The organism is Sinorhizobium kostiense (genome assembly GCF_017874595.1).
GTDB classification, from domain to species: Bacteria; Pseudomonadota; Alphaproteobacteria; order Rhizobiales; family Rhizobiaceae; genus Sinorhizobium; species Sinorhizobium kostiense.
The window spans coordinates 1-20,439 of the sequence record NZ_JAGILA010000009.1 but is presented as its reverse complement, the minus strand read 5'-3'; the positions used below and the strand labels follow the sequence as shown (position 1 = coordinate 20,439).

Below are 20,439 nucleotides of genomic sequence, written 5' to 3'. Positions count from 1 at the left end.
ATAGGGCTGCACGTAAACAGGGCCGAGCGGCGAAGCTGATTGTCTGAACCGAGCAGGCGAGACGCACTGCCTTGTTACTGTCCGAAGAGGCGACGATCCCAGTAAACCGGCTGATGAAGGCTGACCTGAATTTCACGGAACTCCGGGTGAGCTGGATTTATCAGTATGTTGCGGTCGAGCCGGGCTACAACGCTGGGGACGAGCAAGATTGCGCTCCTCCTTTCCAGACACCATTGCTCGCCAAATCCCTTGCTCGCTGTTGGCGGCATCGTGTCCCAGCCCGGGAGAGCCGGCGGCGAAAAGACCTCATAGGCCAATCCGCGTGGTACCGTTAATTGCACGTAGTGCTGGTTTGGCGGCAATCGACCGCTGCCATGCACCAGCTTCTCGAGTACCGCGGTTGAATAGTGCTCGCTACTGTAGATCATTGGACTTGCCGGCGTATTCCATCGCCCTGGCGCGATGGTTGAGCCAGTTGCGTCGAATATGGGATAGGTCCCGTTCGGGTCACCTATTCGATATGCCGACAGCGTGCGATCAAGAATCTGGGCGCTCACGCAGCGCTGCCGTATTTCAGGCTTGCGAGGATTTCCAGCACGAGTTCGGCGCCAATCTCGCTCTGGATGACCACATCAATCGGACGTTTGTCCTCGAGCATGAGGTGGGACCGAAACAGGAAATCACGGGCTTCTTCCTCACTCTGCCAAACATCCAGTGCCAGGTTCCACACCCTGGCGACACGCGCGACGCGCATCCCCTCGTCCGGTGAGAGCCGAAGCGTTGCCTTTCGGCGTTCATAGGTCGCCTTCGGCACCAATCGATACTTGAAATGGCTGTCATTTGGAGCCAGAAGGTGCACCACGCGCTCCAGTGCCGCGACAGGCAGACCGCCCTCTATGCGCGTAATCAGCCCGAGCGGAGAACGCGCTGCTGCTTCCTTCGCCGGCAAACCCAAGACATCGGCAACGTTTTCAAAAGCTAGCATGTCATCTCCGTTCATTTGAGGCCAAATATAGTCGCATCTGAGGCATCGCGCAAGGCTGTAGACATTCGCTTGCTGCCGCAAAGGAGCGAGTGGCACTTAATTTGACAGCGCGGAGTTAATTGCGTCTGCAACGGGTGTGCCACGACGACTTCCGTCGCACGGTCGGTTATGCCTCGCATCTCGACCGACGTTCTCAATGCCGCGCCGATCCTTCGCTCGAGTGTCTCTCAGCACATCGCATCATCCGACCTTCCGGCCCGCGCCCTGGTTCGCCCGCATCAACGCCATTAGCATCGGCCCGAGCGAAAACTCGCCGCGTGCCGCCTTTCGCGTGAGATCACGCAGGTAGCCGCCGGCACTGTTGATATGCCCTGCCCTTCCGAGGATGCAGGCGACAGCAACCGCGGCATTCTGCTCCCCCATGACCTCGCAGGCGTCCTGATAGGCTGACGGGCTGACCCCCAGCATCGATCGAACGACGACCGCCGCCGACATCAGGTCGCGCCAGCTTCCAACCGCGCCGCCCGGCCCATAATCGTTGATCTCTGGGCAAGCCTTCAGCACCATACCCAACGGGAATGCCTTTATCGGCTCGCTGGTCGGCCGGCTGGTCTCGTTCGACTTCGCGCCCTGCTCGTTTCTAGAGCTAGGTTCAAGTTCATTGCTGGATTCGGTATTTGAATTCTGTATGTGGCGTTCGTTTTGAACAGCATTGCTGGTCATATTTTCGGAATCTTGGTGAGTTTCCAGCCGGTTGATGATTTCCTCGCGCAGCATTTGCATCTCGTCGAGGACCGGCTCCATATCCGCGGTCTTCGGCGAACGGGGGATGCGTCTGGTCAGCTCAAGGAAATACTCTTCGATGCGTCCCCAGTCGCCGGCAGCCCCCTCCTCCATCGCAGCACTGATCAGCTTGCGGACATCGCGCCGGCAGATTGACAACGCTTCCTTCGTGATGCGGAAGCGCTTGCGCTCTGCGGCAACCTGTTGTGCGGCCTGCGCTAATTCCTCGGCGCGTGCCAATAGCGGCGCCAGGCTGAAGCCGAACGCCTCCTCGATCGCACCGGCGTCGTCCTTGCGGGCGTAGCGCTTGCCATTGGCGCTGTCCTTACGCTGGATCAGGCCTGCCTCGACGAGCGCGGCGAGATGCCGGCGCAGTGTCGTGCCGGCAATGCCGTGCGCGCGAACCGAGAGCTGATCGTTCGACGGAAAGACGACGAGACCTCGCTCCTCGCGAAGCTCGTTGTCCGGGTAGAACGTCAGCAAAGCATCGAGCACCGCAAGGGCGCGGTCCTGAATGCCCAGCACCGCCCTCGCCTCACAGGCATCTCGGAACACCTTCCATTTGTCGGCTGTCTTGCCGGGTCTGATTTCGGCCGTCCGCATCTGCCCCTTGATTTGGGCAAGCGAAATCGGCCGCCGCCCGAAGGGCGTCGTCACATTTCCAACCTGCATTTCCTTCACCTCTCAAAAGGCAAAAGAAATCCGCCCACCAAAATCGGTGCCAAAAGGACTCTTGACTGGGATTCGGGGAAATGCGATTCTCGGTCTGCTAGAACACAGAGAAGGGCTTCCACGACGGCAACGTTTGGGGGCCTTTTTCTTTTGCGGTTATCCTCCTAGTTTCCAAGTCTGCGAACTACTGCTTATTTCGCTGCACAAACTGATCGTGCAGCGTCTCAATCTGCGCCGCAACGAAGTCGACGAACCCAGCTGGTACCGATTTGTTGAAAGCGAGTTTGGAGCCGGATTTGGCGTGGCTCACCTGCCCCAAAACAAGACCGTGAGCTACGAGCTGCGTGGCGTCTACGGTCGCTGAGGGGGAGTCTCGCTCCGCGCCGAGCACGTCAAAAACGGCGTTAAATCGGGCGTCGCTTCCGCCGCTCAGAGTTTCGAGTCGGCCAAGCGCTTCCCGGGCTGCCTGAAGCGGAGCCGCATGTGCCGCCCACCTTGCCTCCAAGTCTAGCCAGCGCCGGCGGCCGATCTCTGGGGCCGCGCCAATCTCCAGGACAATCTCTCGCGGCAGCGCCTTGGCGAGCCGGATCATTTCGGAAATATGCGATTTGCCGGTGCTCAGTGACTTGCAGATCACGTCGCGACTGAAACCGGCCGCCTCTTGCGAATGCGCAAAAAGGCAACGCTCTATGAAGGAGAGATCGTTGCGGTTGCTATTCTCCTCGCCCTGAAGAACGACCGCATCCTCATCACTGAGATCCCGCGCAATCGCCTTAAACTTGATGCCCAAGAGTTTGGCGGCTGCGAGGCGACGGCGACCGAAAACGATCTGAAACGGCTTCGCGACGCCCTGCACTGAGCGCACAAGGCCCGGTGTACTCTGCCCATGCTCTCCCATCGACTGCATGAGTTCGGCGAGATTCGCCGCATCGTACGCCGACGCGAAGCGATCCGGAATCGCGGAATCCAGAACATCGTCTGGGTCGATCTCGATAATCTGACCGCCATCCTTCAGCAGCCGCTCAGCGAATTCGCTTCGCTCCTGGATCTGCCTGACCCCAGCCGCTACTTTCAGAAGATGTGGGGACGTCGTTCTCTGCCCCCCTCCCCTCTCGGGAGAGCTCTCAAGCTGACCCAAGACGTTAGCAAAAAGGCCTTTCGAGTCCTTGCGGCTCATTCTCTCCCCCATGCCTTCCAGAACAGGCTTTCCAGTTCGGCGTTGGCCGCATTGATGGACTCGATGGCGCGGTCATAGGTCTTGGGAGCGGAGAAGCGCGCCCGCTGCACTTCGTACAAACTTTGCTTCCAGGTTAGGGCATCTGCGACCGCAGTTGATTTAATGACAGAGTTCAGCAGCAGGTCTTCACCAAACACCTGCCGCATGAGGGCTGACATATTTGCCTGAGGATGGTCGTTGGGTTCGAATTTCGTGATGAGGAATTTCGCGAAATCCCATTGAGCCGATGTGCCGACCTCATCAAGGATCTGCATATATGATGCAGCAAGCTCAAGGAATTTGGCGGTCGAGTCTACGTCAAGCATATGCGCTGGAACAGGGATCACGACGCCTGTCGCGGCAGTGAGGGATGACAGCGTCAAGAAGTTCAAAGATGGCGCCGAATCCATGAGAATGAAATCGTAGTCGTCCGCAACCTGTTCGAGGGCTTGGGAAACGCGAAGCAGGAAGCCTGTCCCTCCTGCCCGTCGCATCTCAAGCGCGACGGCCGTTTCAAACTCGGTGAGTTCGAGGCCGGCGCAGATCACATCGAAACCGGCGATATGCGTTTGGTGAACGATTGACTTTGTTGGAACCGGGTCCTCGAAACGAATCGCCGAATAGAGAGTATCCCCGCCTCGGTAGTCGAATTTCGGAAGATTGCCATGCAAAGCTGTCAGAGACGCCTGCGGATCAAGATCAACGGCGAGAACGCGGTAGCCGCGTAAAGCCAGGTAGTGCCCAAGATGGATGGTGGTCGACGTCTTGCTGGAGCCGCCCTTAAAATTGGTGACTGCGATAATCTGGCATTGTTCGTTGCCTGCACGGCGCGGGTTCATCCACTTCTTGCGACCGTTGGCGGCGAGCGCCATCCGCAATTCGAGGACCTGCTCTAGGGTATAGAGCCGGCGGCCGTTGGAGATTTCGGGGGAAGGCCCCTGCTCTTTTGCGGCAACCTGCCGGATGTAGGCTTCGGTGACATCTAGGAGCTGAGCGACTTCGGTAGATGTGAACTTGCGCATAGTGCGCCGCGCATCCGGCGGGAACTGCGCCATGCTCAGGTTGTTCAACGCCAGCTCGAGCTTGCTGGAGAAATTCTCCATGAAGGAAAGGCTGCTGAGGTGTCGCGTCATCAAATAGGATCCTTGGTGGTCACTCTCGCCATTTAACCGCTGTTGTGGTTAACGATCTGCTAACAACCCCATAACTACTCAAAAACCCGCAATTTCGAGTTTTCTCCGCAACTAACCGGTACTCCGATTCGGCCCGGCGCATCAATTGTGGCCTGTGAATTCAGATCAGATGTGAATGGCTGGGCTCTGCACAGTTCCCCGCGGGGAACTTCCCATACCAAAGGACATGGGGCAGGCTGCGCCCCAGGCCCTGGATATTCCCGCGTCCGTGCCGCGAACCGCAGCAGCCACGGCGAAGCTGCGGCCAAGTTCCCCGCGGAGAACTTGAACATCAGACGGGATCAAACTGGCGCTACGCCGGCTGCCGTTCGAACTCCACTAGCATAGCTAAAAAAACTAGCTCTCATAGTTCCCCGCGGGGAACTCGCTCCTGGCAACGGCGCCCCCTGCCCCCAGATTCTGAATCCCACGCAAATAGGGCAGGCCCGCCTGGCCCGACTAACAAGCAGCCGGACGCGACGAAGTTCGCGACGCGGTTCCCCGCGGGGAACTTTTGCACTGGATCAGATTGGCGGAATGCCAGTCGTTTGAAGTCCGTGAAGGTAGTCGGCTGCTGCCTGGGCTTTGGCGGCCGCGGTGATGATCGCCCGCTTGTCGTTCTTCAACGCCTTGAGCCAGCTTTCCAGGTAGGTGGCGGTGTTGTCGCGAGGATCGTGGGCCATTCCGAGATCGGCGCAGAGGAATGAAGCGGAGAGCTCCGCGACCAGCTCCTCGATGGCGTAGCTTTCACTGCCGAATCGGCCGCTCAAGTCACGCTCGAGGCGATGCTTTGCGCCTGACCAGTGCGACACTTCGTGAAGCAAGGTCGAGTAGAGGTGAACCTCGTCGACGAAGCGCGCCCGATCGGGCATGAGGATGTCGTCGGGGGCGGGACGATAGCAGGCGGTCGTTCCGCCGTAGGTGACCACCGCGCCGGTGTTGCGGACGAAGGTTTCGACGGTCTCGAGATGCGGAACTGGCATCGCCGGCAGCTCGCCGGCCGGTCGATAGAACCGGTCTGGAAGGTACTCGATCTGCTCGGCATTGAAGACCGTGTAGCCCTTGAGGTAGGGAATGGCGCGTTCGTCATCGTCTTCGCGCTCCTTCGGGGTAAGGGTGCCGTACTTGACGACGAGGGAACCCTTCTGGCCCTTTCGGACCTGGCCTCCGAGATCTTGAGCTTGGCGGTAGGTCATCCAGATGTTTTCCTCGTAGCCGGCGAGTTCGCTTGCGAGCCACAGCATCAGGACGTTGATCCCGCGATAGGCTTCGCCTGTGGCGCGGCGCGGAACGAGGGAGCCGCGGCTGTTTCCGCGCCAGGGCCGAATCCACGGCTTTGTTCCGGCTTCAAGCTGCTCGATGATGGCATCGGTGATACGCTGGTAGGTGTCCTTCATGCTCTGCATTGCCGTCTCCTTCCGTTGGTTGACGGCAAAAAACGGAGATAGCCGAAGCGAGCCCATGCACACGAAGGGCCGCAACAGAGTGGAGGACCGCGCCAGCGGTTGCGTGGGGGAGGGGCTATCGTAGCTTGTCCGTCAAATCACCAACGGAAGGAGAGGGCGCAGAACATCGGCGCCTCCTGCTCACGGATAGCTCTTGCAGCTTAAGAGCCGGTGGGCAGGTTACCGTTCGCGATCGTCGTCATCACGCTCCCGACTGCGCTGTGCCGCCATTTGCGCCTCGATCGCCTTCAGCTCCGGATTATGGTCCTGCTGTGATTGCCGCGCTGGCGCCGGCTGCGATTGCGCCTCCTGGGCCGACTGCTCGCGCCTTACTCGGGAAAAGTCCGATCTGGCGGTGAAGGTGATTTCCTCGTCGTCCGGCAGCCTCTCGGGAAGGTCCGCGCGATCGGCGACGACAATTCCCTGATCAGTCACAAGGCTGGCGACGCGATTGTCGTGGCCGAGAACCGTTCCTGTGATCTCCTCGCCTTGGCATGCGGTGCGAACATTGTGTTGCAGTGGCTCCTCACCGGCCTCCCGCAAGTCTTCGAATGCGGATCGGATGGCCTCCCTGCGGGCCGGGTTCATCGCGTCCTCAATCACATGCTTCATTGCCGGACTGGACGGGTCGTTCGTGGTCTCGATCGACGTCTCGATCATGCGCGGCTTGGTGATTACGGAAAAGTCGATCTCGTGCCCGTAATGACGGCCTACAGCCGAGACCAGCGCCTCTTGGGCACGTCCGTTTCCCTCCCGAAAAGGGTGCACATAGTTCAGCTCCGAGAGGACTTTTCCGGCGCGCTCAGCAAATTCCTCCGGCGTCGCATTGCGAAGGGCCTGCGGATCTCGGATCGGCTTCAGCGCCTCGTCCAAGCCCGTTTCTATGCGCGAGCCGGGCAGGAACGAAGTGCCGCCCTTTGAGAGGCCGCCGATTGGCTCCACGCGCTGTCCATCAACGACGGGACTCTCGTTGCGCGTATGACCGGCCCATTCATAGACATCCTGAAAGATATAACCGTGGATCGCCTTCAGATGCGCCTTGTCGAAATTACCGCTCGGCCCACGTCCCCCGGTTATCTCGATCAGCCGGATGTTGGTCAACGCGTATTCGGCCAGCCGCAATTCCGAATGCGTCGTCAGGCTGAGTTTGTTGCGCAAGACGCCCGTGCGATCTGGATCGCCGGGAACGTCGGGGTAGGTGTAAGAGCCCTTTGGCTGCTCGTTTACCAATCGATTCCTCATGAAAAAAGCCGCCCGGGAATGCAGGCGGCTTGTTCAAATCACTGATCGAAGATCAGGCGCGCTTGAAGCGCGCCAGCATCTCTTCGCGAAATTCTTCCGTGGTAATGTCGCCGGCGACATAGCGGGCGTTGGCCGCCTCGAGCACCGGATCGTGAACATAGCCCTGCCGGATGTTGGCAGCGCGCGCCTGCTCGACGGCCTTACGCCGCTTCTCGATGGCTTCCGGGGAACGATCCGGACGGCGGGAATGAACGTTCATCGGCAAATCTCCAGTTACGGGCCACCCTAGCAGGAAAAGTGCTGGAAATCCAGCACTTTGCCGGATTTTCCGGCCTTCAATGGTGGGCGCCCGGCTGCTCGCCGGGCGCTCTGAGCGGATTAATCGCGGGGTTCCCATTCGATGATCGCCTGCAGGGAGGCATCGTCCTGGCTGGGGAACCGGCCGAGATTGGCGTTGTAGCGAAGCTTGCGGATCGAGAGGGTGTAGTACGGCTTACCGTCCTGGTTCTCTTTCTTCCAGATGCCGCCGACCTCGATGTCATGGCCGCGCGGCGACTTGGCGTAGACGCGGTGCGTCGGGGCCTTTTCATTGTCGGACTCGAACGGCACGACCTTGATGTCCATGTCGCGGTCGATAGTGGAGATGAGGCCGGCGCCCTTTGCGGTGTCGAGGTTGTCGCCGTCGAACTGGATGTAGTTGGTGATGTTCATGTCTTTCACTCCTCTTTCGTGGTTGCGATGATCGTTCCAAAGGCACGGCGGAAAGCAGTGCGCACCGTAGGCCGGAGCGTGAGCGGAGGAGGCGAGAGGACGCAAAAATTTGCTTCGCGAGGAAGCCGAAGGCGGGGAAATTTTTGTGGCGTCCGCTTTGCGTAGACCGCGTCGACGTGCGAACGAGCGTCAAAAGCAACCGCCCTGAAGGAGTGTGGTTTGAACCGTTTTGGCAACGTTTCCCCGTTTCTCAGCGACGTACCAACCGCACAATTTGCACCAATATGATGCAATTGTGCGACCTGATCAACAGTGTTTTGCGGCGGTTCCGACGGTGACACTGAAGCAATATGCTTCGCACGCCGTCGGCGCCACTGCTCCGTATTGGCTATCTCGCGGGTCACTGGTTCCCGGAAGGTTTGGAACGACGATAGACGTGCGGGCTCTCGATCTCGGCCGACCACATGCCAAAGCCATTATCGCGGGCGCGGTTCTCGGTCTGGCCGTACTCGACCTCGTTGATCGAGTGGGTCGCCGGCAGATACCGTAGCATTGCCTCCGCCAGTCCTGCTTTCACCATCGCAAGGCCGATATCGACGTCTCCAACGAAGCACTGGCCCACCAGGCGGCGATACTGATCCTGATCGATGATGTCGCAGCGAACGTGCCGGCCGTCGATCATTTTCCCAAGATAGCTGCGAGCTGCGACGCCACAGCGCCATAACTTCCCGTCTTTCAATCCGGCCTGGTCGCGCTCGCAAGCATCGATCGCCGCTATCCTGATTCGCTGATTCCGGATGCTGATGGTGTCGCCATCGATCACGCGGGCACGGCCGGAATAATCCGCGGCCTCCGCCGAACCGTGAATGATGACAAGGGCGGCGAAAAGCGCCGGCAAAGCGTTACGTCTCAATGTCTGACCTCCATGGAATTTCGGGCGGCGAGCCCGAAGACAGAGCGGGCGAGGTGCAATTCGCCCGCGGCCGCGCGGTCCGTCATAGCCCGCAAATATCCTCCCGGCGAGCTGACTTCCTGCCGGTCGTACTTCTCAAGTGTCACGGCGACGGCGACGGCGGCTTGCTGCTCGCCCATCTGCTCGACCGCGCGGGCGCGGGCATCCTCGGAGATCCCGGCAAACCGGCACATCAGCGGCACGGCCCGCGCTAGGTCGGCCCAACTGCTGGGGGCAAACCCGTAGGTCTTCAACGCTGGCACCGCCCTAAGCACGTCTTGCAATTCCACCACTGCCTGCGGTAAGCGCCGTGGCTGGTTGATTTCGCTCCGGCCTCGCCTCAGGCTTTCTTCAAAAGCCCAATCGCTGGCGGAGCCAGCCTTAGGCGAACTGAGTTGTTCGGCGTTAGCCGAACGCCGTTCGTGATTACTCTCGTCAAAGGGATGAGGAGTTGTAATCTGTTTGTGCATGCCGTTTTCGACATACGGGCATGTCATATTTTGCGCTTCTTGCGCTTCTGCCGATCGGCGCGGGAGCTGCATCATCCGCTCCGCAAGCCACTCCAAAATGGCGGTTGCGCGACGCAGCATCCCGCTCGAGGCCTTGCCAGCAGCTCCAACAAAATCGCTTACACGCTCGATGCGGGATCCGATGCGATCCAATACCTGCGCGGAAAGCTGTGCTGCTGTCGAAAGGGCATGGCGGGCATTGCGAAGCGCCCCGCGGTAGCGCCGTAGCGCCGCGTCGGCGGCTTTCTTCTCAGCCCGAACCTGTCTCACGAGCTCGTCAAGCTCGGCATATCGGACGATTAGGATGCGAAGGTCGATTCCGCAACCGTCCGTGATCTCGCCGTCGCCATTGCGGATGGGATAGCGCTTGTAGTTGCCGCTGTCCTGCATCGTGATCAGGCCAGCGTCGAAGAGGCTGGATAGCATGCGGCTGACGCGACCGACCGACCGGCCAATTTCGAAGGCCAGTTGCTGGTTCGACTTGAATACGATCGGACGGCCGGCCCTGTCGAATGATTCAGCGGGAACCGTATTGATCAGCGCCACCAACAGGTGGCTTTCGGTCCCGTTGATTAGCCCTGTGCATGTCAGGCTTTGAGCAAGCACGGCCAATTGGGCACGCGTCACGGTTCCGATATCCGCCGACTCTGCCAGACGCCGGAATTGCGCACGCTGCGGCGTTATCCTGCGGCCGATTGGCCGCTGATGAATTTGGGTATTCCCCATTCCTCGTCTCCACTTAGGGACCAGGCAAAGCTTCGCCGTTCACCGAAAAGGTGCTTTTACAATTGACAGGGAAGGGAGGGTCTGCGAGAAAGAATTCGGCTAATTTATTGACTCATAGACCCCGCTTCCGGACTTCTTCGGGAGCGGTTTTTCTTTTCTGGTCGGGCCTGTCATCTCCGTGAAATTTGATCAGATGCGTGAGCGCCGGAATCACGACTGATTCCGCCATTCGAAAAATAGCCTCATAGATCAAAAAGGTGCAACAACGTGCTACACGCAACGGCCTGTAAGGCGCGTGCTAGACCGAGAATGCCCTTATTTTTTAGTGGCTTGCCGCGTTTTTGCTGATCTTAAGACGCCGCCTTGAGTCAAAAATGCTGAAGCAATATGCTTCATAACAGTTCCTGAAACGCAAGAACACCCGGGCGGGAAGGGGAGTTTGAGGGGAGGGGAGTCGGGCCTCCCCTCAACATGATTGTGGGCCAGATCTGTAAACTTCTTCTCCACCGCATTGACCGAGTGCGCCGCGCCGAATGCGAGAAGCATCAGCACCATGTCTCGCGGCTGCTCCAACAGTCAATCGAACAGATCGGCAGGATTTCCCGGCAGGTGATGGCCATAGTTGCCCGCAAGATCGTTGAAGGCGGAAAACCCTTTGCAGCTTTCGGCGTCCTTCATCGACGGCTCCAACCGTTCGTGCGTGAGCAACAACTGTAGGGCGCTCTGCTCCGAATTGTACGGATAGGCCACGCGCAGCAGCATCGCATGAACGACGGCAACAAGCGCCACGTCCGGATACCAGTTCGACACGCAAGGCAGCGGTCTTGTGAGCCGTCAGGTCCTCGATCAGCGCGGCGGAATGGCTGATGCTCGGTGACTTGGGCATTGCCGCGCCGCTGGCGCTCGGCAAGCCTTCGCCGTCCTCGTCCTCATCTCCCGCCGACTCGACTTCTCCCGGCTTCACAAAGCCGCGCTCGATGGCAAGCCGACCGTGATAGTCGAGGAACACGAAGGTTCCCGCCTGTTCGAATGCCTCCGGGCTATAGGCTTCCGATCGGGCATTCAGAGTGTCGATCCGCTTTTCGACGTCGGACAGTTCGCCTCTGCCTCGTCGTCGGCTATGCCGCTTTCAATCAACTCGGCAAGCTCGTCATATTCCGCCTGTGTGGCATCAAGCGCCGCCTGATCTTCTTTAGAGGAAGGCCTCGGGATAGTGGCGCTTCATCGCATGATAACCGGCAGGGGCCGTGGCGGAGCACTCGACCCATTTCCAGCCTTCGGCACGAACGGTCGCGGCGGCCGTCTCGAGCTTTTCAGCCACCAACTTTTCGACCAAAGCGACGTTCATCGCGTAACCGCGTTGCGGTCGTCAAAGAGATCGCGCTTTACCGATCCACCGGCTTCCTCATATGCAGCCAGCCCGCCGATGAACTGCACGCGCTTGTCCGTCGCCGGAATCATTTCCTCGGTCAGCACTCGCCGGATTGAATGAGGGTCGCGGTTCCAAGAGGTGAGCGAGTTCCAGACGGTCACCTGCATTTCGTGATCATCGCTGACCGTGAACGCCGATAGCTGCGCAAAGCTCATGTCCTCGTCGCGGAACTGCTGCAAAAGGATCGGCGAAACGCGGGCAAGAGCCAGCCGCTTGCGGACGATGGTTTCGGTCGTGCCGAACCGGGCGGCAATGTCGGCAATGCCTTTTCCTTGTTTAGCCGGTGCGTCAAATGCCTCGTACTGGTCAACCGGGTGCATTTCCTCGCGCATGACGTTCTCCGCGAGGCTGATTTCCGTGGCGATCTCCCCTTCGCGTTCCTTGCACTCGACGGGGTAATCCTTGGTGATCTCGCCCGCCTCCGCCAACAGCTTGAGCGCAGCCAATCGGCGTCCACCGGCGACGACGATATAGCGGCCCTTCTTATCGCCCTTACGGACAACGAGGTTTTGCAGAAGCCGGTAGCCATCGGCTCGAATGTTTGCTGCCAGCGCCTCGATGCCCTCGGCACTGTAGGTCTTGCGCACGTTCCTCGGATCGGCGTCGAGCTTGCTCAATGCAACAGTGATGATGTCAGTCATGATGGTTCCCTTTTTCCCTATTCCCGCGAAGCGGCCTCATGCCCGAAGAGGCAGGAGCCCGCTCCTGCTCCCGAGCTCGTGCGGAACAGCGGGGGAGAGGGGGGCCAAGGGGACAAATCGGAGGGGGATCACCCGCCCGAGGCGTAGCCGAAGGGCGACGCAGATCCGCCTCGAGCGGATCCGCGTCGATCCTACACGGAGCGAGCTAAAGGCGAGCGGAGGAAGGACGGGGAGACCGATTTTCCCCTTGCAGGGGAGAGGGGGCAGAGCGCCCTTTCCCCACTGAAGCAAGCAATGAGCATACCAGGCGCAGGCGCAGCCGGAGCCAGTTCGCGCACCGCTTGACCGGTAAAAAGGGCAGCCGCAGGAGGTTTAGCATAGCGACCGCCCGAAGGGCGGAAACCGGGACCGACTGCGCCCGGCAAGCGGTTCAATGTAAAATTGTACCGCTGATGCAGGCGTTTCCCACAAGCCTCCGGCAAACCCTACGGCGCTACCTGGCGGGCGCGGGTTGCCTTCGGCTGTCCGCTCGCTGATGCTCGCTGCGGCCGCATGCCGGCCTGTGCCGGCGCGGCTGGAAAACGCCTCACGCGACAACGCTGAACTTCTCAATAGGGTGGTAAGCAAAAGTCCAATGCGAAAAACCTGGACGCGGCTTTGCCGGACAACTGCCATCCCAGTAGCTACTCTACAGCGAGTCAGATTGGTCAGCGTTCATGATGGGAAAATCATTGCGAGCTTCAAGATATCCCCTTCTAATCCGAAGCGCAGCAAACAGACAGAATAAACGACTGGGTGCGGAGGACCGACAAGTTTGTCGTTCGTTCCATCCCATTCCGCCAATCGCGAGCGAGTGTTCCTCCTTTCCTTGCCTTCCCGTACGGAATAAAATCTTTTTGCGCGGGCGATGACAGCCTGCATCGTGACGAGTGCCTTCTTCAAGCAGGGCAGCGTTACTGGCGATGAACGAAACAGTCGAACCTACCAAACGTGACTTTCTCTATCTGGTGACCGCCATGGCCGGGGCCGTGGGTGTCGGGGCCGCCTCCTGGCCATTCATCGACCAGATGCGCCCTGATGCGTCGACGCTTGCAATGGCCTCTATCGAAGTGGACATATCGTCCTTGGTGGAAGGCATGTCACTAACCGTAAAATGGCGGGGCCGGCCAGTCTTCATTCGCAACCGCACCCAGCAGGAAGTCGAGGTAGCACGAGCGACTGTGCTTGATGATCTCAAGGATCCTTTGGCGCGGAACGCCAACCTTGCCGATGACCAGCCAGCGACCGATCTCGCCCGCTCTGCAGGGGAGGGAAGGAGAACTGGATTGTGATGATTGGAGTGTGTACGCACCTCGGCTGCGTGCCACTCGGACAGGCTGGGGATTTCGGAGACTGGTTCTGCCCTTGCCACGGATCGCACAATGACACTGCCGGGCGCGTCCGGAAGGGGCCCGCACCGGAGAACCTTGCGATTCCCCCGTTCGGATTCACCTCGGAAACCGTCGTTCGCATCGGATAAGCCGCGCACCATAAGCCGGGCAACTTTCTAGGATCGGTCCGGCTTGTCGTTCGACAGGTCCGTGACAAGGATCGGGGTTCCGTCCGCAACGCGGTTATAGAGATCGATGACGTCCTGGTTGATCATCCGGACGCGGCCTGACGAAACATGCTTGCCAATGCTCCACCATTCGGGCGATCCGTAGAAGCGGTAGAGCGTGTCCTCGCCGTCCTTGAAGATATAGAGAGCGCGGGCTCCGAGCGGATTGTCGGGCCCCGGCTCCATTCCGCCGCGCTCTTCATCCATGGTCAACAGCTCCATGACGGGACCCGCTCTCGGAGCAAAGATAGAGCCGGAAGCCTCAGGGCCAATGCCACGCCCCAAAATGGCCAATATCCCTGACGATCTCGCTGCAGGCCCTTGTGATCACATTGCGGCGAGGGTCGAAACGGTTACCTTGATCCTGGTCAACAGTCGACGTGTTAGGAAGGTTTGGTGAATGGGTTCAAAGGCCGTGAAGATGTTCGGTCTCATTCTGGTGGCGAGCGCAGCCGCAGCGTTCTCCGCGACGGCGGCAGAGAACCTGCAATCGAGAAGCGTCGCGCAAAGACAGCAGGACATGGAGGCAATGGCGGTGGCCGCGAAGACCATCAATGCGATGTTCAAGGGATCGTCGGCCTATGATGCGAAGGCGTTCAAGGCCGCCGCTGCAACGATCGGATCCCGTTCGGGGCACCGCCTGTCGTCTCTCTTCGACGGTTCCGTCACCGCGCCGGGTTCGAAGGCCAGCGCCGGCATCGAAGCCGAACGCGACCAGTTCGACAAGCTCGCCGCCGACCTTGGCGTCTATGCGTCCGCGCTCTCAGCCGCGGCGGATCGCAACCCGGATGTTTTCAGCCCTCAAATGCGCATGCAGGGCGGCGATGCGATGATGGGCTGACCGCTCGCGGAAAAACCGCAGGCGGCACGGGACGTGGCGTCGATGCCCGCCGAGCACGCGTTTCACATGCTGCTGCAGACTTGCACCTCCTGCCATGCCAAGTTTCGCACGAAGGAAATGCTTGAAGCTAACTGCTACGGCCGCTCGCGGAGTTGGCTCTGCTGCTTTCGCCAACCGTATCGCGTCAGACCGTGCGGCTTGTAGATCGAAAGCACCGTCGTCATGAGCAAAACGACGATCCCGCCGGCGGCGTGGACTACGAGCGAGCGCCTCATGCCGAGAAGATCGACTTTCGCCAAGCCTTTCGTGGCTGCCCCCGCAACGTAGCTTATCAAATCCATCTGTAGCAGCAGCACGACCGCGGTCAGCAGGGTCAGCAGCAATTTCGCAAGCACCCAGTAGTGTCGGAACAGGCCCCACGTAGTGCCGAGCGCCTGCACGAGGCCCGTAAGGAGCGACGCGAAAACCAGCGGGACTATGACGAGGCGTGCGATGGCGTCCATCGCGGCATACGGGCTTGGCGCCGTCTCAGCTCCCGTGCTGACCAGCCCGACCAGGCCGAGCGCCAGGAAGCACGCCACCGCACCAAGTGAACTCACCGAGGAAATGACATGAAGAACGAGGGTGAACTTGCGGAGGGCACCAGTCATTGTCATGGGCGGTCATTCGTGGGCGGCGTTTCGCGTACGGGAGACATGTGGCGGCCCGGCCCGTGGGGGCCGCCGATGTCAAACGCGATGACAATCGCCGCCATCACTATCAGCACGGCGACGACGATTCCGGAGATTTTCACCCAGCGCGGCATGCCAGGATAAGGGGACTGATCTGGCATCTTTGCTTGCCTCGTGGCCGTTGCTTATCTGGATAGCGCAATTCTACATTAGTGATCACGCAAATTATCTCCCAACTGTCGGAGTCTGCCGCAAAATCGGTTGGGCCAGGCAGCGCGTGAGGGGGTCGAATGACAACCGCAAGGACATCGAAGTGTCGGTGATCAGCTTAGCCGTCATGTCGATTGGCCTCGTAGTAGCGAGCGACGCCCATCAAGCCAGCAGTGGGTGGACCTATCCTCCGGCCTGCTGCAAGGGCAACGACGTCGGAGGGGACTGTCATGCGATCCCCGGCTCGGGCGTCAGCAAGGGCCGCCGAGGTTCCTCGGTTGTCCTCAACCCCGAAGACCATCACCTCGCAACCAAACCGCACAGTTTCTTCATTCCCTACGGACCGAAATACCGTCCGGAGAAAGCAATTATCATATCTGCCTTCATCCAACGGAAGACGATGTAAATTGCTTTTTCGCATCGCCAGATAACGTCTGACGCGTTGGTCGATTCGACGAGCCGCTCATTTCAGCGAAGTGATACCGAAGGGCGCTGACGGCCTTCGTTCGTTTCCGCCCCCGTTGGCGATTTCCTCAATGATTGGGCAATCCGGCCGATCATCACCATGGCAGTGGCTCGCGAGATGCGTCAGCGTTTTCGTCATTTCCTGGATGGCGGCGATGTTGCGCTCCAACTCGGCGACGTGGCTACAGGGGGCACGGCTCGCTTCTTCTGCTTCCTGTTGTCGCCGGCGGCGGAACTCAGTCTCGATCCTCATTTGGCTTGACCTTGCCACCGTTGTAAGCCGTAGCATTATCGGGTGGAGACTACCTATGACGAACCCTCGCCACAAATTGGAGGAGGACATCCTCGCGCTGTTCGAACGGGCGTGTCGCCTGCGTGAGCTTGCTGTGGCCGAACACCTGTTGCGGGCATTGGAAGCGGCTACCGAAGCGAACGACCCTGACAGACTGGCTGATGGCAGCGGCGCGCTAGCGGATGCCTACCGTGCCGTCGCAAGGTTGCGGCCATATCGCCGGCGCTCCTGACCTAGTGCACTTTCCGAGTCAGATTGTCGACGAATACCGCGGCGTCGGGAAATCTCCCTGTATAGCGCTTCCGGCGACACGGCGATTCTTCCGCCAGCCTCCGCCATTCACCCTTCGGAGGCAGATCGCCATCGTTCCATGTCAGCCAAGCGTCGACTCGGGCTCCGACCGTTCGAAGCGAAATGATTTCGGCGCGCTTCCGTGCGCTTTGCAGTTCCCGCGAAAGGTGCTTCGTCCACTCCAGGGCAAAGACATGATCCTGGTTCAGCAACCGCCCGACTTCGGCGACCGCGACCGCCATCACTTCCGTCGCTACGATGGCGATCGCATCGCAGTGAAAATGGCCGGAGAACAAAGAGGCCTCGGCGAGTAACTGCAGCCCGCCGAGAATGAGGATGATGCCGATCAGGAGTCCGAAGAGCGGCGTGTCGGTCGGGAAGGTGCCCTTGGATGCGGGGACGCGCGTCTTAGCGGCGATCGAGCCGGCGATCGCGAGTACGGGGACGGCATAGGCGAAACGGCCGAGGAGCATCGCAAAGCCGAGCGTCGTGTTGTACCAGAGCGTATTGCCCGTGAGCCCGCCGAAGGCCGAGCCGTTATTGCCGGCGGCAGAGGTATAGGCATAGAGGATTTCCGAAAGCCCATGCGGACCGGCGGTGCCGATACTGGCGACCGCCGAAGGCAGGACGGCGGAAATCGCCGTGAAGCCGAGGATCGCGACCGGCAGGATGAGCACCGCGAACATCGCATATTTCATTTCGCGCGATTCGATCTTCTTGCCGAGGAGCTCGGGCGTGCGGCCGACCATTAGGCCGGCGACGAAAACGGCGAGGACCCCGAAGACGATCATGCCGTAAAGACCGGAGCCGACCCCGCCGGGCAGGACCTCCCCGAGCTGGATCAGGAACATTGGAACGAGGCCGCCGAGGCCGGTGAACGAACCATGCATGCCGTTGACACCGCCATCGGAGAGACCCGTCGTCACGGTCGCATAGAGCGCCGTCATCGCCTGGCCGAAGCGAACCTCCTTGCCCTCCATGTTGCCGAGCGCAGGATCGAGGCCGAGTGCGGAAAGAATCGGGTTGCCTGCCGCTTCCGCCCAATAGACGACTGCGACGCCCGCAATCAGGAAGGCCGCCGTCACGGCGATGAAGGCCCAGCCCTGGCGGCGGTTGCCGACGAGTTGACCGAAGGCGTAGAGCAACGCCGTCGAAAGCGACAGCATGGCGAAGATGTTGAGATAGTTGGAAAGCGCCGTCGGGTTTTCGAAGGGATGCGCGGCGTTGGCGTTGAAGAAGCCGCCGCCATTGGTGCCGAGCTGCTTGATGGCTTCCTGGCTCGCGACAGGGCCGAGCGCGATCGTCTGCTTCGCGCCCTCGAGCGTCGTGGCCTCGACGGAGGCATTGAACGTCTGAGGCAGCCCCATCGCTACGAAGGCGACCGCGACGAGGGCCGCGATCGGCAACAGCACGTAGAGGGTCGCCCGTGTGAGGTCGACCCAGAAGTTGCCGATAGTGGGGACGGCCGAGCACGCGAAGGCTCTCGTGACCGCGAGCGCTATCGCAATGCCGCTCGCCGCCGAGACGAAGTTCTGCAACGTGAGGCCGACCATCTGGCTGAAATGACTTAGCGTCGTCTCGCCCGCATAGTTCTGCCAATTGGTGTTGGTGATGAAGCTGACGGCGGTGTTGAAGGCGAGATCCGGGGGGACGTTGCCGAAGCCCTGCGGATTCAAGGGCAGGAAGGCCTGCAGCCTCAGGATCGCATAGAGAGACAGAAAGCCCGCCAGGCTGAAGGCAAGCATGGACAAGGTGTAGGCGAGCCAGCCCTGCTCCCTCGCCGGATCGACGCCGGCGGCCGCATAGAGGCCGCGCTCGACCGGCGCGAAGATGGGCGAGAAGACGTTGCCCTCGCCGGAAAAGACGCGCGCCAGGTAAAGCCCCAACGGCTTGACGACGATCACGACGGCGAGAAAGAGCAGGCTGATCTGCAGCCACCCGATGATAGTCATGGGAAATACTCCGATTCCAAAGCTCAGAGCGGGACGCTGGCTGAACGCCGAGCGCTTTCCTCACCGCTCCGATAACGAAGGCGGCTCAGAAGAGCTCGGGCCGGACCAGCGTCACGACAAGATAGGCTGCGAGCGCGATGGCGACGGCGAGGCCGATGAGAGCTTCGAGCATCGAACCCTCCTAAAGCCGGCCGAGCGCACGGGCGTAGAGCGCAAATACGGCGAAGCTGCCGGCGCCGGCAGCAAGAAACAAAATGTCGGACATGTGCCTTCTCCTGACGTCTGAGTGGTCCGAGAATGCACCCAGGGCGGGTCAATTATCGATTGGAATGCTGGGGCGCCCACATAAGGAAAAGATAAAAATCCGGATTGGGCGTGAGGATTTGCACAAGCTGCCCGATGCAGTGAGAGTCGCACTGCATGCGGGCTTGTGAAGGCTTGGGAGCCTGTAGCGTCCGACCCGCTGATCTCGGGGGTCCGCTTTGTGCCACAAAGCCGCTGTTCAGCGGACCGCAACGAACTCCCGCTCACCACCCAAAAATCGCTTCTCGAAGTACGATCACTCCGCTTGGAGATTGAGCGCTGCGGTGTGGAGGGTGGCTTGGGAGGAAGGCTATGTCTAGCTGGAACTCGGGCCGCATCATCGGCCAGAAGCCCCCATTGAAGCCGAAGGAGGTCTGGGCCATCCGAACCCGCCTTCAGATGTTGGGTGCGGTGCGCGACCTGGCGCTGTTCAATCTCGCAATCGACAGCAAATTGCGAGCTTGTGATCTGGTCGCGATCTCAGTTGCTGATGTTGCGATTTCCGGAAGGGTTCGCGATCGGGCGATCATCATTCAGAGGAAAACCAGCCGACCCGTGCAATTCTAACTGACTGATCAAACGCGAGAGGCCGTCGCTGCATGGATAGGAAATCGCAACCTCGGTGAACGGGACTACCTGTTTCCAAGCCGCGTGCATGCATTGCCGCATCTGTCGACGCGGCAATACAGCAGGGTCGTCGAAAGGTGGGTGTCGAGCATCGGGCTTGATCCCAAACGCTACGGCACACACTCGATGAGACGGACGAAGGCGGCACACATCTACAAGAAGACGGGCAACTTGCGCGCCGTCCAGCTCTTGCTCGGCCACAAGAAGCTGGAGAGCACCGTGCAGTACCTCGGGATCGAGGTGGACGACGCCTTGGCCATCTCTGAGCAGGTTGAGCTGTAGTACTTAATGGCGGCGCTTCGAACAGAAGCGCCACTATATCGCTACGCGGAAGGCCAAATTCGACCCGCTGCGGTCCTTTACGTCCAACGCAACGAATGGCGCGATTGAGTGCGTCGTGCAGACGTTCACCTTCGAGTGGCCGGCTCGATTTAACTTGCGTCGTATCGTTGGCGCGCCTCCTCGATCACATCCCGATTTGAATCTGCCCAGGTTACCAAGGCCATAACCGGCGCGAGGAGCGTTCTTCCGACGGCGGTCAGTTCGTAATCCACGCGCGGCGGGATTGTCGGAAAGAGGGTTCGGCTGATTAAACCGTCCCGCTCCAATTGACGAAGCGTGATCGTGAGCATCCGCTGCGAGATGCCGTCGATCTGCCGTCGCAATTCATTGAAGCGGACCGGCCCATCCCTGAGCGCCACGAA

The 20,439-nt window shown here is 60.0% G+C and carries 21 protein-coding genes and 6 pseudogenes; 7 read left to right on the top strand and 20 right to left on the bottom strand.

The genetic code is table 11. From position 1 onward, the window contains the following. Positions 1 to 74 precede the first annotated feature (74 nt). From J2Z31_RS25330 to J2Z31_RS25275, 12 genes are all read right to left on the bottom strand, one after another. On the bottom strand, positions 75 to 557 hold the full coding sequence (locus tag J2Z31_RS25330; RefSeq protein WP_209605900.1) for an RES family NAD+ phosphorylase: 483 nt from the start codon (positions 555 to 557) through the stop codon (positions 75 to 77). Beyond that, positions 554 to 985, bottom strand: a complete 432-nt coding sequence (locus J2Z31_RS25325; protein WP_209605898.1) for an antitoxin Xre-like helix-turn-helix domain-containing protein — start codon at positions 983 to 985, stop codon at positions 554 to 556. The genes J2Z31_RS25330 and J2Z31_RS25325 overlap by 4 nt, the downstream gene beginning before the upstream one ends. A gap of 240 nt (positions 986 to 1,225) precedes the next feature. Next, positions 1,226 to 2,440, bottom strand: a complete 1,215-nt coding sequence (gene repC, locus J2Z31_RS25320; protein WP_209605887.1) for a plasmid replication protein RepC — start codon at positions 2,438 to 2,440, stop codon at positions 1,226 to 1,228. Between the two features lie 184 nt (positions 2,441 to 2,624). Continuing rightward, on the bottom strand, positions 2,625 to 3,617 hold the full coding sequence (gene repB / locus J2Z31_RS25315) for a plasmid partitioning protein RepB (protein ID WP_209605885.1): 993 nt from the start codon (positions 3,615 to 3,617) through the stop codon (positions 2,625 to 2,627). After that, entirely contained in the window at positions 3,614 to 4,789 is a 1,176-nt protein-coding gene (repA, locus tag J2Z31_RS25310) for a plasmid partitioning protein RepA (RefSeq protein ID WP_209605883.1), read from the bottom strand. Before repA ends, repB begins: the two co-directional genes overlap by 4 nt. Positions 4,790 to 5,352: 563 nt before the next feature. Next, positions 5,353 to 6,234 carry an ArdC family protein gene (locus tag J2Z31_RS25305; RefSeq protein WP_209605881.1) on the bottom strand — a complete coding sequence of 294 codons (882 nt, stop codon included), beginning with the start codon at positions 6,232 to 6,234 and terminating at the stop codon, positions 5,353 to 5,355. 219 nt (positions 6,235 to 6,453) lie between these two features. Beyond that, complete coding sequence (locus tag J2Z31_RS25300; RefSeq protein WP_408022060.1) at positions 6,454 to 7,515, bottom strand: Fic/DOC family protein; 1,062 nt, start codon at positions 7,513 to 7,515, stop codon at positions 6,454 to 6,456. A 52-nt stretch (positions 7,516 to 7,567) separates the two neighbouring features. Continuing rightward, a complete protein-coding gene (locus J2Z31_RS25295; RefSeq protein ID WP_014330986.1) occupies positions 7,568 to 7,774 on the bottom strand; it encodes an antitoxin VbhA family protein in 207 nt (68 codons plus the stop codon). Positions 7,775 to 7,893: 119 nt separating this feature from the next. Continuing rightward, complete coding sequence (locus tag J2Z31_RS25290) at positions 7,894 to 8,226, bottom strand: DUF736 family protein (RefSeq protein ID WP_209605879.1); 333 nt, start codon at positions 8,224 to 8,226, stop codon at positions 7,894 to 7,896. 400 nt (positions 8,227 to 8,626) lie between these two features. Further along, positions 8,627 to 9,124, bottom strand: coding sequence for a thermonuclease family protein (locus tag J2Z31_RS25285; RefSeq protein WP_209606246.1), 498 nt, complete (start codon positions 9,122 to 9,124; stop codon positions 8,627 to 8,629). Positions 9,125 to 9,135: 11 nt separating this feature from the next. Further along, positions 9,136 to 10,413: a plasmid replication protein RepC gene (gene repC / locus J2Z31_RS25280; RefSeq protein ID WP_209605877.1), complete on the bottom strand. Its 1,278-nt coding sequence runs from the start codon at positions 10,411 to 10,413 to the stop codon at positions 9,136 to 9,138. A gap of 576 nt (positions 10,414 to 10,989) precedes the next feature. After that, positions 10,990 to 11,202, bottom strand: a complete 213-nt coding sequence (locus tag J2Z31_RS25275; RefSeq protein WP_209605875.1) for a hypothetical protein — start codon at positions 11,200 to 11,202, stop codon at positions 10,990 to 10,992. Positions 11,203 to 11,279: 77 nt separating this feature from the next. On the opposite strand from J2Z31_RS25275, the gene J2Z31_RS29660 reads away from it, so the two are divergent. Then, positions 11,280 to 11,408, top strand: coding sequence for a hypothetical protein (locus tag J2Z31_RS29660; RefSeq protein ID WP_268828534.1), 129 nt, complete (start codon positions 11,280 to 11,282; stop codon positions 11,406 to 11,408). A gap of 197 nt (positions 11,409 to 11,605) precedes the next feature. Here the strand turns inward: J2Z31_RS29660 and J2Z31_RS25270 are convergent, their stop codons facing one another. Both J2Z31_RS25270 and J2Z31_RS25265 read right to left on the bottom strand, forming a co-directional pair. After that, entirely contained in the window at positions 11,606 to 11,761 is a 156-nt protein-coding gene (locus tag J2Z31_RS25270) for a hypothetical protein (RefSeq protein ID WP_209605873.1), read from the bottom strand. Beyond that, positions 11,758 to 12,486 carry a ParB/RepB/Spo0J family partition protein gene (locus tag J2Z31_RS25265; protein ID WP_209605871.1) on the bottom strand — a complete coding sequence of 243 codons (729 nt, stop codon included), beginning with the start codon at positions 12,484 to 12,486 and terminating at the stop codon, positions 11,758 to 11,760. The genes J2Z31_RS25270 and J2Z31_RS25265 overlap by 4 nt, the downstream gene beginning before the upstream one ends. A 962-nt stretch (positions 12,487 to 13,448) precedes the next feature. Between J2Z31_RS25265 and petA the strand changes: the two are divergent. Then, positions 13,449 to 14,005 (top strand): annotated as a pseudogene (gene petA / locus J2Z31_RS25260) (ubiquinol-cytochrome c reductase iron-sulfur subunit). 27 nt (positions 14,006 to 14,032) lie between these two features. On the opposite strand, the pseudogene J2Z31_RS25255 reads toward petA, so the two are convergent. After that, a pseudogene (locus tag J2Z31_RS25255) lies at positions 14,033 to 14,278 on the bottom strand (L,D-transpeptidase); the annotation flags it as partial. A 205-nt stretch (positions 14,279 to 14,483) separates the two neighbouring features. Here J2Z31_RS25255 and J2Z31_RS25250 point away from each other — a divergent pair. Then, positions 14,484 to 15,038: pseudogene (locus J2Z31_RS25250) on the top strand (cytochrome c); the annotation flags it as partial. Positions 15,039 to 15,058: 20 nt separating this feature from the next. Here the strand turns inward: J2Z31_RS25250 and J2Z31_RS25245 are convergent. Further along, positions 15,059 to 15,580 (bottom strand): hypothetical protein, encoded by a 522-nt coding sequence (locus J2Z31_RS25245; RefSeq protein WP_209605869.1) that lies wholly within the window; start codon positions 15,578 to 15,580, stop codon positions 15,059 to 15,061. Then, the gene (locus J2Z31_RS25240) at positions 15,577 to 15,756 is read right to left on the bottom strand and encodes a hypothetical protein (protein ID WP_209605867.1); all 180 of its coding nucleotides are present in this window, start codon (positions 15,754 to 15,756) and stop codon (positions 15,577 to 15,579) included. Before J2Z31_RS25240 ends, J2Z31_RS25245 begins: the two co-directional genes overlap by 4 nt. Positions 15,757 to 15,932: 176 nt before the next feature. Here J2Z31_RS25240 and J2Z31_RS25235 point away from each other — a divergent pair. Continuing rightward, positions 15,933 to 16,243 (top strand): annotated as a pseudogene (locus J2Z31_RS25235) (hypothetical protein). Positions 16,244 to 16,268: 25 nt separating this feature from the next. Here J2Z31_RS25235 and J2Z31_RS25230 read toward each other — a convergent pair. Continuing rightward, positions 16,269 to 16,523, bottom strand: a complete 255-nt coding sequence (locus J2Z31_RS25230; protein WP_408022059.1) for a MerR family transcriptional regulator — start codon at positions 16,521 to 16,523, stop codon at positions 16,269 to 16,271. A gap of 55 nt (positions 16,524 to 16,578) precedes the next feature. On the opposite strand from J2Z31_RS25230, the gene J2Z31_RS25225 reads away from it, so the two are divergent. Beyond that, positions 16,579 to 16,794 carry a hypothetical protein gene (locus J2Z31_RS25225; RefSeq protein WP_209606268.1) on the top strand — a complete coding sequence of 72 codons (216 nt, stop codon included), beginning with the start codon at positions 16,579 to 16,581 and terminating at the stop codon, positions 16,792 to 16,794. A 352-nt stretch (positions 16,795 to 17,146) separates the two neighbouring features. Here J2Z31_RS25225 and kdpA read toward each other — a convergent pair. Beyond that, positions 17,147 to 18,805: pseudogene (gene kdpA / locus J2Z31_RS25215) on the bottom strand (potassium-transporting ATPase subunit KdpA); the annotation flags it as partial. On the opposite strand from kdpA, the gene J2Z31_RS30130 reads away from it, so the two are divergent. Then, complete coding sequence (locus J2Z31_RS30130; protein WP_234939654.1) at positions 18,804 to 19,091, top strand: hypothetical protein; 288 nt, start codon at positions 18,804 to 18,806, stop codon at positions 19,089 to 19,091. The pseudogene kdpA and the gene J2Z31_RS30130 overlap by 2 nt on opposite strands. Positions 19,092 to 19,420: 329 nt before the next feature. Continuing rightward, a pseudogene (locus J2Z31_RS25205) lies at positions 19,421 to 20,017 on the top strand (tyrosine-type recombinase/integrase). Between the two features lie 149 nt (positions 20,018 to 20,166). Here J2Z31_RS25205 and J2Z31_RS25200 read toward each other — a convergent pair. Further along, positions 20,167 to 20,439: winged helix-turn-helix transcriptional regulator (locus J2Z31_RS25200; protein WP_209605866.1), on the bottom strand; the 273-nt coding region annotated here is incomplete at its 5' end.

What these genes read in the sequence shown, in the direction of transcription:
- J2Z31_RS25230 (WP_408022059.1), bottom strand. Translation starts at nt 16,523, where the DNA reads ATGAGGATCGAGACTGAGTTCCGCCGCCGGCGACAACAGGAAGCAGAA.
- J2Z31_RS25300 (WP_408022060.1), bottom strand. Translation starts at nt 7,515, where the DNA reads ATGAGGAATCGATTGGTAAACGAGCAGCCAAAGGGCTCTTACACCTAC.
- J2Z31_RS25240 (WP_209605867.1), bottom strand. Translation starts at nt 15,756, where the DNA reads ATGCCAGATCAGTCCCCTTATCCTGGCATGCCGCGCTGGGTGAAAATC.
- J2Z31_RS30130 (WP_234939654.1), top strand. Translation starts at nt 18,804, where the DNA reads ATGGGAAATACTCCGATTCCAAAGCTCAGAGCGGGACGCTGGCTGAAC.
- repC (WP_209605887.1), bottom strand. Translation starts at nt 2,440, where the DNA reads ATGCAGGTTGGAAATGTGACGACGCCCTTCGGGCGGCGGCCGATTTCG.
- J2Z31_RS25290 (WP_209605879.1), bottom strand. Translation starts at nt 8,226, where the DNA reads ATGAACATCACCAACTACATCCAGTTCGACGGCGACAACCTCGACACC.
- J2Z31_RS25265 (WP_209605871.1), bottom strand. Translation starts at nt 12,486, where the DNA reads ATGACTGACATCATCACTGTTGCATTGAGCAAGCTCGACGCCGATCCG.
- J2Z31_RS25325 (WP_209605898.1), bottom strand. Translation starts at nt 985, where the DNA reads ATGCTAGCTTTTGAAAACGTTGCCGATGTCTTGGGTTTGCCGGCGAAG.
- J2Z31_RS25270 (WP_209605873.1), bottom strand. Translation starts at nt 11,761, where the DNA reads ATGAACGTCGCTTTGGTCGAAAAGTTGGTGGCTGAAAAGCTCGAGACG.
- repC (WP_209605877.1), bottom strand. Translation starts at nt 10,413, where the DNA reads ATGGGGAATACCCAAATTCATCAGCGGCCAATCGGCCGCAGGATAACG.
- J2Z31_RS25225 (WP_209606268.1), top strand. Translation starts at nt 16,579, where the DNA reads ATGACGAACCCTCGCCACAAATTGGAGGAGGACATCCTCGCGCTGTTC.
- J2Z31_RS25245 (WP_209605869.1), bottom strand. Translation starts at nt 15,580, where the DNA reads ATGACAATGACTGGTGCCCTCCGCAAGTTCACCCTCGTTCTTCATGTC.
- J2Z31_RS25305 (WP_209605881.1), bottom strand. Translation starts at nt 6,234, where the DNA reads ATGCAGAGCATGAAGGACACCTACCAGCGTATCACCGATGCCATCATC.
- J2Z31_RS29660 (WP_268828534.1), top strand. Translation starts at nt 11,280, where the DNA reads ATGCTCGGTGACTTGGGCATTGCCGCGCCGCTGGCGCTCGGCAAGCCT.
- J2Z31_RS25295 (WP_014330986.1), bottom strand. Translation starts at nt 7,774, where the DNA reads ATGAACGTTCATTCCCGCCGTCCGGATCGTTCCCCGGAAGCCATCGAG.
- repB (WP_209605885.1), bottom strand. Translation starts at nt 3,617, where the DNA reads ATGAGCCGCAAGGACTCGAAAGGCCTTTTTGCTAACGTCTTGGGTCAG.
- repA (WP_209605883.1), bottom strand. Translation starts at nt 4,789, where the DNA reads ATGACGCGACACCTCAGCAGCCTTTCCTTCATGGAGAATTTCTCCAGC.